Origin of the sequence: Lentzea jiangxiensis (assembly GCF_900104175.1) — a bacterium.
GTDB lineage: Bacteria > Actinomycetota > Actinomycetes > Mycobacteriales > Pseudonocardiaceae > Lentzea > Lentzea jiangxiensis.
This window is the reverse complement of the sequence record NZ_FNIX01000004.1, coordinates 100792-113186: the sequence shown is the minus strand read 5'-3', so window position 1 is coordinate 113186 and position 12395 is coordinate 100792. Positions and strand designations below refer to the sequence as shown.

The following is a 12395-nucleotide window of genomic DNA, read 5'->3' as shown; positions in this document are numbered from 1 at the left end:
TGCAGGAGGAGGGGGTTAGGCATGCAGCAGCAGTTCAACATCGACCTGGACGAGCTCAGAACTCACGCGGCCAACGTGAACAAGCTCATGGAGCGGATGCGCAAGGCCACCGAGACGTGTGACCCGGGGGCTCTCACGACCGAGGCGTTCGGCGTCTTCCTCGGGTTCCTGGCCCAGAACGTCCTGCAGCAGGCCGGGCTGTCGCAGGACGGGCTCGGCAAGGCGGCGAACTCGCTGATGGACATGAGCACCGGTCTCCGCGAGACCATCGAGCAGTACGAGCAGGTCGACCTCGACAACATGTTCGGTTTCAAGGGAGGCCGGGGATGACCGCCCCAGCGTCGCAGTCGCAGGCCAAGGGCACCGACCCCCAGCAGCTGATCACGAGCATCTCCACCACCTACTCCGCCATCGAGCGGGGGGACTGGGTCAACGCGGGCCTCGGCATCGCGAACACGGCGATGGGCATCGTCGGCATGTCCGCGAACCCGTTGAGCGGCTTCCTGTCCGCCGGGTTCAGCTGGGCCATCCAGCACGTCGACTTCCTGCGCGAGCCGTTCGACGTCCTGCTCGGCAGCCCCGAGTCCATCTCGCGGATGGCCGAGTCGTTCCGCTCCGCGGGCAAGCAGGTCCACGGCATCGCGACCGAGTACGAAAAGATCTGCGTCTCGCAGACCCGCGAGTGGCAGGGCCGGGCGGCCGACGGCTACCGCACCGCCGCCAAGAAGCACGCGGGCGGCCTCGAGACCCTCGCCAAGTCCGTCGACGGCATCGCCGGCGCGGTCGAGGGCGCGGGCCAGCTCGTCGGCACCGTCCGCAAGATGATCATGGACCTGATCAGCCAGGCCGTCTCGGACATGGTCATGAAGATCATCCAGTGGCTGGCGGCCTCCTTCCTCACCTTCGGCGCGGCCATCGCGGGCGCGATCTCGGACATCGTGACCACCGCGGTCAACTACGCGAAGAAGCTCGCCGACTTCCTGCAGAAGCTCGTCGGCTCCGTGCAGAAGCTGATGAACCTGATCAAGTCCGTCACGCAGATCGCCAAGGTCGCCGAGCAGGTCATCGACGCCATCTCCTCGATGGCGCAGAGGAGCGGTGGCGGCGGCGCCGGTGGCATCACCCGGCAGACGCAGGGCGGCTTCGACGGCATCCGCGCCGACCAGCAGGACCGCGCGTCCGCCGGTGCGGGCGGGACGTACACGAGCGGCGCCGGCGGCGGTTCCGGCGGCGGCGGCCTCGGCCAGTCGGGTGCGGGCCCCCAGGTCACGCCCTTCCAGCCGGTGCCCGGCAACGCCTCGGGCGGTCCGTCCGGCTGGAGCTCGGGCGTCGGCACCGGTCCCGCGGTGACGCCGTTCCAGCCCGTTCCCGGGCAGCACGGCGGCACCGGCGGACGGCCGCAGACCGGCTCCGGTGGCCAGGTCAGCCACGGCGGGTACACCCCTCCGCCCGGCTACGGCACGGGTTCCGGCTCCGGCACGGGCACGGGCACGGGTTCCGGCTCCGGCTCCGGCGGAGGTCGCTGGGTCCCGGGTCACTGGGAGCCTGACACGACCACGACGGCCGGGGGCAACACGGGCGTCAAGCCGCCGTCGATCGGTGTCATGCCCACGACGCCGAACACCGACTGGTACCGCCCGGCCACCCCTGACCACGCCGCGACGGCCGCGTCCGGCGGCGGTGCGGGTGGTGGCGGTGGCGGTGGCATCCCGAAGGGCGGCATGGGCGGCGGCGGTGGCGGCGGCATCCCCGCCGGCATGGGCGGCGGCCCCGCGGGTGGCGGTGGTGCCGGTGGCACCTCGGCCACGCAGTTCGGCGGCGCGGCCGGTGTCATGCCCGCGGCCAGCGGCAGCCCGGCGCCCGCAGCGGGCGCGCCCGGCGCCGGCGGTGGCGGGAAGGGTGCCGGCGGCGGCATGGGCGGCATGATGGGTGGTGCTCCCATGGCCGGTGCCGGTGGCCAGCAGGGCGGCAACAGCGAGCACAAGCGGAAGGTGCGGATCGAGGGCGAGGCCCTGGTCGACCCGCCCAAGGCCGCGAAGCCGGTCATCGGCGAATGATCCTGCGGTCCTTGCGCTGAGAACGGGGCGTCCCTCACGGGGCGCCCCGTTTCACGCGCTGGTCAGGAGTTCGGCGATCTCGGGGGCGGCCTTCTCGCGGTCGCTCGGCACCAGGCCGATCCGCGTGCGCCGGTCCAGGACGTCGTCGACGTCGAGCGCGCCCTCGTGCCGGATCGCGTGGACGACGTCGGCCTCGGTGACGCCGGGAGCGATCGGCGTGGTCGGAGCGGGCCTGTCGTCGACGAGGCGGATGTCCTTGGTGCGACAGGGGATCTGCGTCAGGTTCGTCGCGTTCACCGCGTCTGCCGCCATCTTGCGGTAGGTGGTGAGCTTGCCGCCGACGATCGTGATGACGCCGTTCGGCGCCCTGAGCACGGCGTGGTGGCGGGAGAGGTCCGCGGTGGTGCCTTCTGCCTGCAGCAGCGGGCGCAGGCCCGCGTAGCTGCCGAGGACGTCCTGTCTGGTCAGGCTCCGCCGCAACACCCGGGAAGCCGTCGTGAGCAGGAAGTCCACATCGGACTCGGGAACGACCGGCACGTCCGGGATCTCGTCGACCGGTTCGTCGGTGAGGCCGAGGTACGCGCGGCCGTTGGCCTGGGGCAGCAGGAACGCGTAGCGGTTGCGCTCGCCCGGCACCGGGATCGTCAGCGCCGTCGCGGTGATCCCGGCGCTCCCGGCGTCGAGGACGAGGTGCGAGCCGCGCGACGGCCGCAGGGGCACCGGTGCGAGGGTGCCGGCCCAGACGCCCGTCGCGTTGATCACGGCCCTGGCCCTGACGGTGAACGAGGTTCCGGTGAGCGTGTCCCGCGCCTCGGCTCCATCTCCTTGCAGCGTCCCGACTTTCGCGCGCGTGATGATCTTCGCGCCGTGGCCCGCGGCGGTCCTCGCCAGAGCCACGACGAGCCGCGCGTCGTCGACGAGCTGGCCGTCGTAGCTCAGCAGCCCGCCGGTGAGCTTCTCCGCGTCCAGGCCGGGGACCAGCGCGAGCGCCTCGTGCCTCGACACCCTGCGCGGTCCGGGCAGCACGTCGGCGGGGGTGCGGGCGGCGATGCGCAGCGCGTTGCCGGCGCGGAAGCCCGACATGACGAAGTGACCCGCGGTGGCGTGCAACGGGAACAGCATCGGCAGCGTGCGGGTGAGGTGCGGAGCCGTCCTGGTCATCAGGATCCCGCGCTCCACGGCGCTCTCGTGGGCGAGCCGCACGTCGCCCTTCGCGAGGTAGCGCAGACCTCCGTGGACGAGCTTGCTGGACCACCGCGACGTCCCGAACGCCAGGTCGTGCGCCTCCAGCAGCACCGTCTTCAAGCCGCGGGACGCCGCGTCGAGGGCGACGCCCGCGCCCGTGACACCACCGCCGACCACGAGGACGTCGGCGACCTCCCGCTGTGCCGCTTCGAGGTCTTCGGCGCGCCTGGCGGCGTTCAGGGAGGTGTTCACGGCTTCAGGGCTCCGTCCAGCTGCCGGGCGAGCTCGTCGAGCAGCGAGGTGAACTCGAGCCCGGACGTGGCGGGCCTCGTCGAGAGCACCATCGACTGCGTGCTCAGCAGCACCACGCGGGCCTGCGTCTTGGCGTCGCCGAACCGGATCGACCCGTCGAGGTGTCCCGCCTCGATCTGCGCGACGAGGAACTGCTCGACCAGCCGCTGCGTGCTGCCGAGCCGGTCGGTGAGGTACGGCAGCATCAGGTCCGCGTCGAGCTGCATGACCCGGCGCATGAGCGGGTTGGCGTCCAGCAGCCGGATGGCGTCCACGGCCCGCTGGACGAGCTGCTCGCGCGCGTTGCCCTGGCCGCTCGACCGTTCCACCTCGGCGAGCAGCGCGGCGAACTCCCGCGTCATCAGGGCCCGCACGAGGTGGTCGACGTCGGGGTAGCGGCGGTAGAGCGTCATGCGGCTCACGCCGGCCCGTTTCGCCACGTCGGTGAGGGTCGTCCGGCGCACCCCGACCTCGAGAACACACTCACGGGTCGCGTCGAGCAGAGCGTCGTGGGTGTGACGTTGAGACGTCATGTGTCACACTGTAGCAGTGACCAGGGCGAGATGGACCACCGAAACCGTGCCGCTGCCGCCGCATGCGCTGGCGTGGCTGACCCAGCGAGTCGGCCTGGGCGAGCCGTTCTCCGAGGTGTCCGTGTCGGCGCCGCCGTCCACCCTGTCCGCTGACGCGTTCACGGCGCTGGAAGCCGTGTGCGCTGTCTCGGCCGACGACGAGGACCGGCTGGGGCGTGCCGGTGGCCTGTCGTACCTCGACCTGCTGCGACGCCGCGGGCACGGGGAGCCGGCCGTGCCGGACGCCGTCGTGACGCCCGGCTCGCCCGACGAGGTCGTCGAGGTGCTGAAGGTCTGCGTCGAGCACGACGTCGCCGTGGTGCCGTTCGGTGGGGGCACCTCTGTCGTGGGCGGGGTCGAGGCTCTGCGCGGGTCCAAGGCTGCTGTGGTGGCGCTGGACGTTTCCGGGCTTGCTTCTCTCGTGTCCGTCGACCCGGTGTCACGGGTTGCTGTGCTCCAGGCCGGGTTGACCGGGCCTGAAGCCGAGAAGTTGTTGGAAGAGCACGGGTTCACGCTCGGGCACGTGCCGCAGTCGTTCGAGCGGGCGACCATCGGTGGGTTCGCCGCCACCCGGTCCGCTGGTCAGGCGTCGTCCGGGTACGGGCGTTTCGAGGACATGGTCGAGTCCGTCCGGGTGGCCACCCCCGTGGGGGAGTGGGTGGCCGGGACCGCTCCCGCTTCCGCCGCCGGACCTGACCTGAAGCAGCTGGTCCTCGGCAGCGAAGGGGTGTTCGGGGTCATCACCGAGGTTTCCGTCCGCGTCCGGCCCCGGCCGTACGGGCCCCGGTACGAGGGCTTCGTGGTGGACGGGTGGGAGGCCGGGGTTGCGCTCGTCCGGACCCTGGCCCAGGACGGGGTCCTCGCCGACATCACCCGGCTGTCCGATGCGGACGAGACCGAGGTCGCGTTGGAGATGGCCGGGGAGAAGGCCGCCCTGCTGCGCAAGTACCTGCGGTTCCGGCGGGTGTCGCAGCCCTGCCTGGTGATCCTGGGGTGGGAGTGCCGGTCCCGGTCCGCGACCATGAGCTCGTTGAGCGGGCACAAGGTCGTCCGGCTCGGGCGGTCAATGGGGGCGTCGTGGCTGCACGGGCGGTTCAACGGGCCTCGGCAGCGGGATGCGCTTCTGGATGCCGGCGTCTGCGTCGAGACCTTGGAGACCGCTGCTCACTGGTCCCGTGTTTCCGAGGTGCGTTCGGCTGTTCGGGCCGCTTTGGTCGCCGAGCTCGGGAATCCCGTGGTGATGTGCCACGTCTCGCACGCCTATGAGACCGGGGCCTCGTTGTACTTCACGGTTCTGGTGCCTCGGGATCTTGAGGACCCCGTGGGGCAGTGGGGGCGGGCCAAGGCTGTGGCTTCCGAGGTTGTTTCTTCTCTGGGCACCATCACGCATCACCACGCTGTCGGGGTTGATCATGCGCCCTGGTTGGAGAGGGAGATCGGGAGCGTGGGGGTGTCGGTGCTGCGGGCGGTGAAGCAGCGGGTGGATCCGACCGGGATCTTGAACCCCGGGAAGTTGATCTAGTCCGGGTTGTCGGTGGTTGCTCTGCGGGCGGCCACCTCGTGGTGAGCTTCCCCTGGCTCTGTCCTGCCTGGAGGGTGTCGACTCGACGAAGAGCGTGTCGAGTCGACACCCCTGGGCGTGCGGCAAGAGCTGTGGTGCGACTCGTGGCAGGACAGCCCACCGGGACGGCTGTCAGAACTTCACGAGCATCTTGCCGGTGTTCTCGCCGCGCAGCATGCCCAGGAAGGCTGCGGGGGCCTGGCGGACGCCGCCCTCCACCACCGTTTCGGAGTACTTGAGTTCGCCTGAGGCGATCCACGCCGCCACTTCGCTCACGAACTGCTGCTGCAGGCCCTTGTGGTCGCCGACCAGCATGCCGCGCAGGGTGAGGCGCTTGGCGAGGATCTGGATCATGTTGCTCGGGCCGGTGGGCTTCTCGGAGGCGTTGTACTGCGAGATGGCGCCGCACATGGTGATTCGGCCGTTGAGGTTCAGGCTCGAGATCGCTGCTTCGAGGTGGTCGCCGCCCACGTTGTCGAAGTAGACGTCGATGCCGTCGGGGGCGGCTGCGGCGAGCTGGTCGGCCACCGGGCCGTCCTTGTAGTTGAAGGCCGCGTCGAAGCCGAGTTCTTCGGTGAGGTACTTGACCTTTTCCGCGGAGCCGGCGGAGCCGATGACCCGGGCCGCGCCCTTCAGGCGGGCGATCTGGCCCACGATCTGGCCCACGGCGCCTGCCGCGCCGGAGACGAAGACGGTGTCGCCCGGCTTGAACTCCGCGGTGACCAGGAGGCCCGCGTAGGCGGTGAGGCCAGGCATGCCCAGGACGCCCAGGTACGTGGTGAGCGGGGCTACGGAGCTGTCGACCTTCACGGCGTACTTGGTGTTGACGACGGAGTAGTCGCGCCAGCCGAGGCCGTGCAGGACGTTGTCGCCCTCCGCGAAGCCCTCGACGCCTGCGCCGACTGCCACCACCTCGCCCACCGCGCCGCCGTCCAGCGGGGCACCCACCTGGAACGGCGGGACGTAGGACTTCACGTCGTTCATGCGGCCGCGCATGTACGGGTCGACGCTCATGAAGACGTTGCGGACCAGGATTTCGCCTTCGCCCGGCGTCGGGATCCCGACTTCGGCGATCTCGAAGGTGTCCTCGGTCGGCCAGCCGGTCGGGCGGGCCGCGAGCCGGACCTCGAGTGCGGTGCTGGTCATGGTCGAACCATCTCCATCCTGATTTGTGGATCAATTATCCGTTTCAACCGCCTGCTGGTGACGACTGTTCCGGAATGTGATTCAGGCCGCAGGCAGAAGTGTTGTGACGTCGCGATATCCGAAGCCGAGCTTGCGGTACACGGCGATGGCCGGGGCGTTGTGGTTCTCCACGAACAGAGCGCACGTGCCGTAGCGGGTGAGCAGGGACGACGTCACGAACTGGCAGACGCGGTGGCCCAGGCCCTGGTTCGTGCGGGACGGGTGGACGGCCACGCCCATCATGAAGCCGACGTCGGTGGACGACCACGCTTCGGCTGCGGTGGCGACGAGGGTGTTGCTGTCGTCGTGGATTCCCGCCCAGCGGCGGACGCCCTTTTCACCCGGCCAGGCCCACGAGTCCGGGTTCGCCTCGCGCAGCAGCGGTGTCACGTCGTCCGTGCCGGTGAGCCAGGAGGCGTCCCCGGGCAGGTCGAGCGTGCCCGTGCGGTCCATCCAGCCGAACGGTTTGTCCTCGACCCACGGCGACGGCATCAGCGGCTCGACCTCCTCGGCCAGCCGGCGTTCCATCAGCGGCCTCAGGTCCACGCCGCGGCCGTGCGCGGCGAGCAGCGAGGCCACGCCCTCGGCCGGGCCGGCGAGGACCAGGCGGCGGCGCCGGGCCAGGCAGGGGGCGTGCACGGCGACCGCGCCGCAGTGTTCCCAGGCGGCACCTCCCGCCGACAGCGCCTGGGACGCCCAGCGGACGAGCGGGTCGTCGCTGGAGTCCAGCACGTCGGCGGTGGTGCGCAGGCGGCGCACTCAGTCCTTCTGCTTGCGGCGCAACAGGGTCCGCTTCGCGAGCGAGTCCTCCAGCGCCTGGTACGCCACGTCCATCGCGTGGTTGTACTCGCCCTGGGGACGCGGGGGCACCGACTCGTCCGGCTGCGGGAACGTGACCATCTGCAGCCAGCGCTCGTTCCACAACTGCTCGACAGCGGCCTCCCAGTGCAGCGCGGCGCCCATCCGCACGACCCGCTCGCGATCGCGCACCTCGGCGATCTCGTGCTGGGTCGCCGCGATCCGCCGGGCGAGCTCCGCGCACCGCACCTCGTCCAGCTTGCGCTGGCGGGCCGCCGCGTCGGTGGCGATGGCGATGATCTCCTTGTAGCGCTCGACCGCGGAGAGCGCCGGCACCTCGATCACCTCCTCGCTCTGACGCTGCGACGGGACCGGCTCGAACATCGTCGTCATCGGGTTCATCGAAACTCCAATTGACGTGTACCCACGGTGGCGAGGACGGCAATCTCGAAGGTGTCGATTCCCACTGCGAACGGTGACCGAGCCGACACCGGTCGGCGAGGCGGTTGCCCGTGGGGCGGGGAACTCGATCCGCGAGGGTCGGAGTCCCCTGCCGTCAGGCGCGAGGACGAGGTCAAGACGCTTCTCCGGTGTCGAACGGGATGATCACCTGGGGTCGCGAGTGCTCGAACCTGTCGAAGAACAGGCCGCGCCGTGGCCGCGGCGACCACGCCATCACCTGCTCCGGTCCGAGCGACAGCAGTTCCTTGCCCTGCACGTCGAACGCCACCCAGGCGCCGATGTCGTCGTGGACGCCGGGCGGCAGGCTCGCCTTGAGCCTCTGCACGCCGCGCCACCAGCCCAGCACGTGCGTGCGGTTCTCCGGGCCGTGCTTCAGGACGGTGCGCAGGCTGTCCACACCGGACGAGCGGGTCGCCGGGTCCTTCTGCTCCAGCAACGTCTGCGCCGCGTCCACGCCGTACAGCACCAGGTAGTGCGGCGACGGCGGCGAGTCGGCCGTGCCGGTGTTGATCGCCTGCAACCGGGCCGCCGTGCTGTCCAGCAGCTCGCGGATGCCGTCGATGCCGACCACCGACGCGTCGTGCCCGTCGGCGCTCAGGCGCTTCGCGAGGTGCAGCGCCGAGGGCATCGCCTCGTCCACCAGGCAGGCCAGCGTGAACGCCGCCTCGTGCGGCTCGTGCTGCCTGCCCAGTGACGCGGCCGCTCCGCCGAGCACGGCGGCCGCGTCCTGGACCACGGAGCCGATCACCGCGATGTTGCGGCCCGGCGTGCGGGCGAACCTCACCCGTGCCGCGCTGCCCGCGACGTCGATCACCTGTCCGAGCAGCACGGTGGGCGACGCGTCACCGGGGCGCAGGTCCAGGAAGTCGGGCAGGGCGTCGAGCAGCGGGATCTTGCTGCCGTCGAACAGGCCGGGCGCCTGGCCGGGTTCGTGCCGCCACAGCTGGGTCTGCAGCAGGTCCATGGTGCCCTTGGACGTCGAGTCCGGGATGCGGCAGATCTCGTTGCCGGGCTTCACACCCGACTCGTGGTTGATCACCGCGTGCCAGCGGGGGAGCTCCACGGCGGCGTCGTTCTGCGGCTCGGCCAGCACGCGGCGGGCCTTGGGCAGCGCGATGCGGACGGTGAACTGCTCGAAGATCGCCGACTTGCCCCAGAACCCCTCGATGCCCGAGACGTCCTGCGACGACAGCACCAGGTGGATGCCCTGCGAACGGCCGCGGCGCGCCACGTCCTCCAGCAGCTGGGTGGCGGCGGCGGTGACCTGGTCGCGCTCGCCGAACAGGTACTGGAACTCGTCGATCACGGCGACGATCCGCGGCCAGCGGCCGGACGGGTCCTCGGCGCGCAGGTGCTCGAGCTTCGTGACCTCGTGCTGCTTCGCCGCGTCGGCACGCCGGCGCATCTCGTCGGACAGGAAGCGCAGCAGTGCCACGCCGAACTCGCGGTCGGTGTTGACGTTCACGCCGACCAGGCGCGCGTGCGGCAGCCACGACGGGTCCTTGCGGCCCGGCGCGAACTGCGCGAACGACACGCCTTCCTTGAAGTCCAGCAGGTAGAGCTCCAGCTCGTCCGGCGAGTACCGCGCGCACAACGAGCCGAGCATCGCGTAGAGGAAGTTCGTCTTGCCGGAGCCCGAAGGCCCGCCGATCAACGCGTGCGGCGAGGTGTCGCCCAGCTGCACGCAGACCTGCTCGCCGTCGTCGAAGCCGACGGGCGCGATGACTCCGGCCGACGAGTTCTCCGTCCACGGCCTGTCGGGCAGCAGGTCGCCGAACTTGCTCATGCGCGAACGGCGTTCCTCGCGCTTCTCGGCGATGGCGGCACACGCCCGCGGCACGAGGGTGCGAGGCAGAGCGGGATCCAGCGTCACGGCGACGTGCTTGCCGGTCATCGTGCAGGTGGCGGAACCGTCGTCGCGCAACGACACCGTCTCGACCGGCGAGTTGATCGTGATCGGGATGTCCACGATGAACAGCTGCACGCCGCACGCCAAACCGTTGCGCGCCACGCGTTGCAGCTGCTGCAGGTGTTCTTCCTTCAACGCCTTGCGGTTGCCGAACAGCACGGCGATCCGCCACGGCTCGGTGCGCCGGCCCTCGCCGCTGACCGAGCGCACGGTCAGGTGGCCGTCGACCAGGACCTTGGTGTGCACCTGGCGGATGTGCTCGGACAGCTCGTCGAGCAGCTCGTGCAGCCGCGCCGGGTCGTGCACCGTCAGCAGGTTCGCGCGGGTCAGCGGGTAGAGGCCGGGCAGCGACCCGGTCAGCTGGCCGACGTCCCACACGTGCACGTGCACGAGGCCCGGCTGGAAGTGCGACAGCACCCGCAACAAAAGGCTTTCCACCAGCGTGTCCGCGAGCTGGCGGGTGTCCGGTGTGGACGAGATGTGCAGGTGCGCCTGGTCGAGCAGCGGCACCGCAACGGGGAACGGGCTGGTCTCCGGCGCGGACGTCACCACGCCGGTGCCGATGCGCCACAGCTCCGGCACGCCCTGGCTGCCGTCGTGGGTGCCCGGATGGCCGAGCCACGCCTCGTACGGCCAGGAGGCGGGTCCGGCGGCCACCGAGTTCACCAGTGCCGTCAGCTGGTCGGGGCCGGAGGTCGTCCACTCGCGGTACGACTGCTGCCAGTCGTGCTTGATCTGCGCGAGCCGGTCGGCGAACTGCGCCATCGACAGCGGCGCCTGGCGCGGGTTCCCCGTGCGCTTCTCGTCGACCGTGAGGAACGGCGTGACGTTCCTCAGCGCGGCGTCCTGCACCGCCTTGTCGACGCCCATGCCGCGCACGGTCAGCTCGAACATGTCCTCGGCGTGCTCGGTGGCGAGCGCACGGTGCTCGCGCGCCACCGAGCCCAGCGCGGCCGAGACGGCGCGCTGGAACTCCGCGAACGCGTCCTCGATCCTCCGCCGCCGGTCGTCGCGCCTGCTCATCACAGCTCCACGGTGAGTCGTTGGATGCGCTCCAGGGTTCCCACCATCAGTTCGAGTTGATCAGGAAATTTTTCCTTGGCGCGCACGAACTCCGGTGGAAGCAGCGACTCGTGGTGGTTCTCGCTCGACTCGGCGAGGATGACGACCGCCTCGTCGAGGTCCTCCTGCGCTGATCGCACACTGCGGTACGACTCGCGCAGGATCTCGCTCGCCTGCTCGAGCACGGCGCGAACCTCGGCGATGGAAGCCATCAAAGCCTGCTGTTGATGCCCTCGGCCCCGGAAATGCCGGCGCCGAGGTAGTTCTGCAGCTCGCTCACGCCGGACACGACCTGGGCGAACTGGGCGTTCGTCGTCTCGACGTCCGCCTGCGCGGAGCCCTGCGTGACCGATGTCAGCAGCTGCTGCGCGTCCTCGGCGAGATCAGCCGCCTGCTGGAGGGCCGACTGGCTTTGGCTCGCCTTGTCGATCGCCTGGGCAATTGCGGCACGGACCTCTTCGATGCTGGCCATGTCGGCTCCCGAACCCTCCGGAACAGAGGTGGTTGAAGACCACCCTCAGTAGAGATTGTGCCCAAATTTTCACAGTTGAGAGCGAAGATCGGCTAACCGGGTGGATGCCTGAATGCACTCGAACGGGCCTTGATTTAATGATCAGTTGAGCGCGCGGCTGGCCCCTCGTCCACGGGTGTAGCAACTCTCACAATGGCGCCTACAGCCTGTCGAGCGTTCATGCCGACCGGCCGGGTGAATCAAGACGGCTCCGCGGGGGCGTTGTCACGCAAAGTGCCTGCACCAAAGGGGTCATCTCCGGCCCACGCCTCGACCAGAACGCGCTCGGCGCCCGGCACGAGGCCGTTGATGAGCTCCGGATCGTCCAGCACTGTCCACGCCGTGGGCGGTTCGCACGCCACTCGCGGCGTCGGGAAGCCGTCGCCGAGGCCGCGCACGAAGGTCCGCACGGCCCGCGCCAGCGCCGCCGAGACGTTGTGGGTGGCCTTCTCGGTGCTCCGCCGGGTGATGACGACGGCCCAGCAACCGGGCTCCTCGTCCGAGCAGTCGCGGGCGTCCACGAGCTGGGCACCCGCACGGCTGATGAGCGCGTCGCACGCGGCGCGCGCCTGGTGCTCGTCCGCCGCCTCGACCACAACGGTGATCAGCAGCACGAGGTCGTCTTCGTCCATGGCAGCAGAGATGGTGTCAGACGACGCGACCGGCGTGCTCCAGCACCTGGGTGAGGGCCTCACCGCCACCCGGCGGGCCACCTCCCGAACGCGGAACCGCGGACCCGGCCGGTGCGCCGATGAAATGTCTTCTTAGGACGATCGGCTGCCCGGTCGGGGCCTGTGCCACC

The 12395-nt window shown here is 70.4% G+C and carries 12 protein-coding genes; 3 read left to right on the top strand and 9 right to left on the bottom strand.

The features are described 5' to 3' along the window. The first annotated feature begins 21 nt into the window (after positions 1 to 21). Positions 22 to 330 (top strand): hypothetical protein, encoded by a 309-nt coding sequence (locus tag BLQ91_RS14475; protein ID WP_090097358.1) that lies wholly within the window; start codon positions 22 to 24, stop codon positions 328 to 330. After that, positions 327 to 2057 (top strand): WXG100 family type VII secretion target, encoded by a 1731-nt coding sequence (locus BLQ91_RS14470; protein WP_090097357.1) that lies wholly within the window; start codon positions 327 to 329, stop codon positions 2055 to 2057. Before BLQ91_RS14475 ends, BLQ91_RS14470 begins: the two co-directional genes overlap by 4 nt. Before the next feature lie 51 nt (positions 2058 to 2108). On the opposite strand, the gene BLQ91_RS14465 is transcribed toward BLQ91_RS14470, so the two are convergent. Beyond that, positions 2109 to 3494: a glycerol-3-phosphate dehydrogenase/oxidase gene (locus BLQ91_RS14465; RefSeq protein ID WP_090097356.1), complete on the bottom strand. Its 1386-nt coding sequence runs from the start codon at positions 3492 to 3494 to the stop codon at positions 2109 to 2111. Further along, positions 3491 to 4066 (bottom strand): TetR/AcrR family transcriptional regulator, encoded by a 576-nt coding sequence (locus tag BLQ91_RS14460; protein WP_090097355.1) that lies wholly within the window; start codon positions 4064 to 4066, stop codon positions 3491 to 3493. The genes BLQ91_RS14465 and BLQ91_RS14460 overlap by 4 nt, the downstream gene beginning before the upstream one ends. Between BLQ91_RS14460 and BLQ91_RS14455 the strand changes: the two genes are divergently transcribed. Next, positions 4065 to 5627, top strand: coding sequence for an FAD-binding oxidoreductase (locus tag BLQ91_RS14455; RefSeq protein ID WP_090097354.1), 1563 nt, complete (start codon positions 4065 to 4067; stop codon positions 5625 to 5627). The two genes, BLQ91_RS14460 and BLQ91_RS14455, sit on opposite strands and share 2 nt — an antisense overlap. A gap of 171 nt (positions 5628 to 5798) precedes the next feature. On the opposite strand, the gene BLQ91_RS14450 is transcribed toward BLQ91_RS14455, so the two are convergent. From BLQ91_RS14450 to BLQ91_RS14420, 7 genes are all read right to left on the bottom strand, one after another. Then, positions 5799 to 6812 (bottom strand): NADP-dependent oxidoreductase, encoded by a 1014-nt coding sequence (locus tag BLQ91_RS14450; RefSeq protein WP_090097353.1) that lies wholly within the window; start codon positions 6810 to 6812, stop codon positions 5799 to 5801. Between the two features lie 81 nt (positions 6813 to 6893). Next, on the bottom strand, positions 6894 to 7610 hold the full coding sequence (locus BLQ91_RS14445) for a GNAT family N-acetyltransferase (RefSeq protein ID WP_090097352.1): 717 nt from the start codon (positions 7608 to 7610) through the stop codon (positions 6894 to 6896). Next, on the bottom strand, positions 7611 to 8042 hold the full coding sequence (locus tag BLQ91_RS14440) for a hypothetical protein (RefSeq protein WP_090097351.1): 432 nt from the start codon (positions 8040 to 8042) through the stop codon (positions 7611 to 7613). A gap of 181 nt (positions 8043 to 8223) precedes the next feature. Continuing rightward, entirely contained in the window at positions 8224 to 11043 is a 2820-nt protein-coding gene (locus BLQ91_RS14435; protein ID WP_090097350.1) for an FtsK/SpoIIIE domain-containing protein, read from the bottom strand. Next, on the bottom strand, positions 11043 to 11294 hold the full coding sequence (locus BLQ91_RS14430) for a hypothetical protein (protein ID WP_090097349.1): 252 nt from the start codon (positions 11292 to 11294) through the stop codon (positions 11043 to 11045). Before BLQ91_RS14430 ends, BLQ91_RS14435 begins: the two co-directional genes overlap by 1 nt. Beyond that, positions 11294 to 11554, bottom strand: coding sequence for a hypothetical protein (locus BLQ91_RS14425; protein WP_090097348.1), 261 nt, complete (start codon positions 11552 to 11554; stop codon positions 11294 to 11296). Before BLQ91_RS14425 ends, BLQ91_RS14430 begins: the two co-directional genes overlap by 1 nt. A 239-nt stretch (positions 11555 to 11793) precedes the next feature. Continuing rightward, a complete protein-coding gene (locus BLQ91_RS14420; RefSeq protein ID WP_090097347.1) occupies positions 11794 to 12225 on the bottom strand; it encodes a hypothetical protein in 432 nt (143 codons plus the stop codon). Positions 12226 to 12395: the final 170 nt, after the last annotated feature.

What these genes read in the sequence shown, in the direction of transcription:
- BLQ91_RS14475 (WP_090097358.1), top strand. Translation starts at nt 22, where the DNA reads ATGCAGCAGCAGTTCAACATCGACCTGGACGAGCTCAGAACTCACGCG.
- BLQ91_RS14470 (WP_090097357.1), top strand. Translation starts at nt 327, where the DNA reads ATGACCGCCCCAGCGTCGCAGTCGCAGGCCAAGGGCACCGACCCCCAG.
- BLQ91_RS14455 (WP_090097354.1), top strand. Translation starts at nt 4,065, where the DNA reads ATGTGTCACACTGTAGCAGTGACCAGGGCGAGATGGACCACCGAAACC.
- BLQ91_RS14460 (WP_090097355.1), bottom strand. Translation starts at nt 4,066, where the DNA reads ATGACGTCTCAACGTCACACCCACGACGCTCTGCTCGACGCGACCCGT.
- BLQ91_RS14450 (WP_090097353.1), bottom strand. Translation starts at nt 6,812, where the DNA reads ATGACCAGCACCGCACTCGAGGTCCGGCTCGCGGCCCGCCCGACCGGC.
- BLQ91_RS14440 (WP_090097351.1), bottom strand. Translation starts at nt 8,042, where the DNA reads ATGACGACGATGTTCGAGCCGGTCCCGTCGCAGCGTCAGAGCGAGGAG.
- BLQ91_RS14435 (WP_090097350.1), bottom strand. Translation starts at nt 11,043, where the DNA reads ATGAGCAGGCGCGACGACCGGCGGCGGAGGATCGAGGACGCGTTCGCG.
- BLQ91_RS14430 (WP_090097349.1), bottom strand. Translation starts at nt 11,294, where the DNA reads ATGGCTTCCATCGCCGAGGTTCGCGCCGTGCTCGAGCAGGCGAGCGAG.
- BLQ91_RS14425 (WP_090097348.1), bottom strand. Translation starts at nt 11,554, where the DNA reads ATGGCCAGCATCGAAGAGGTCCGTGCCGCAATTGCCCAGGCGATCGAC.
- BLQ91_RS14420 (WP_090097347.1), bottom strand. Translation starts at nt 12,225, where the DNA reads ATGGACGAAGACGACCTCGTGCTGCTGATCACCGTTGTGGTCGAGGCG.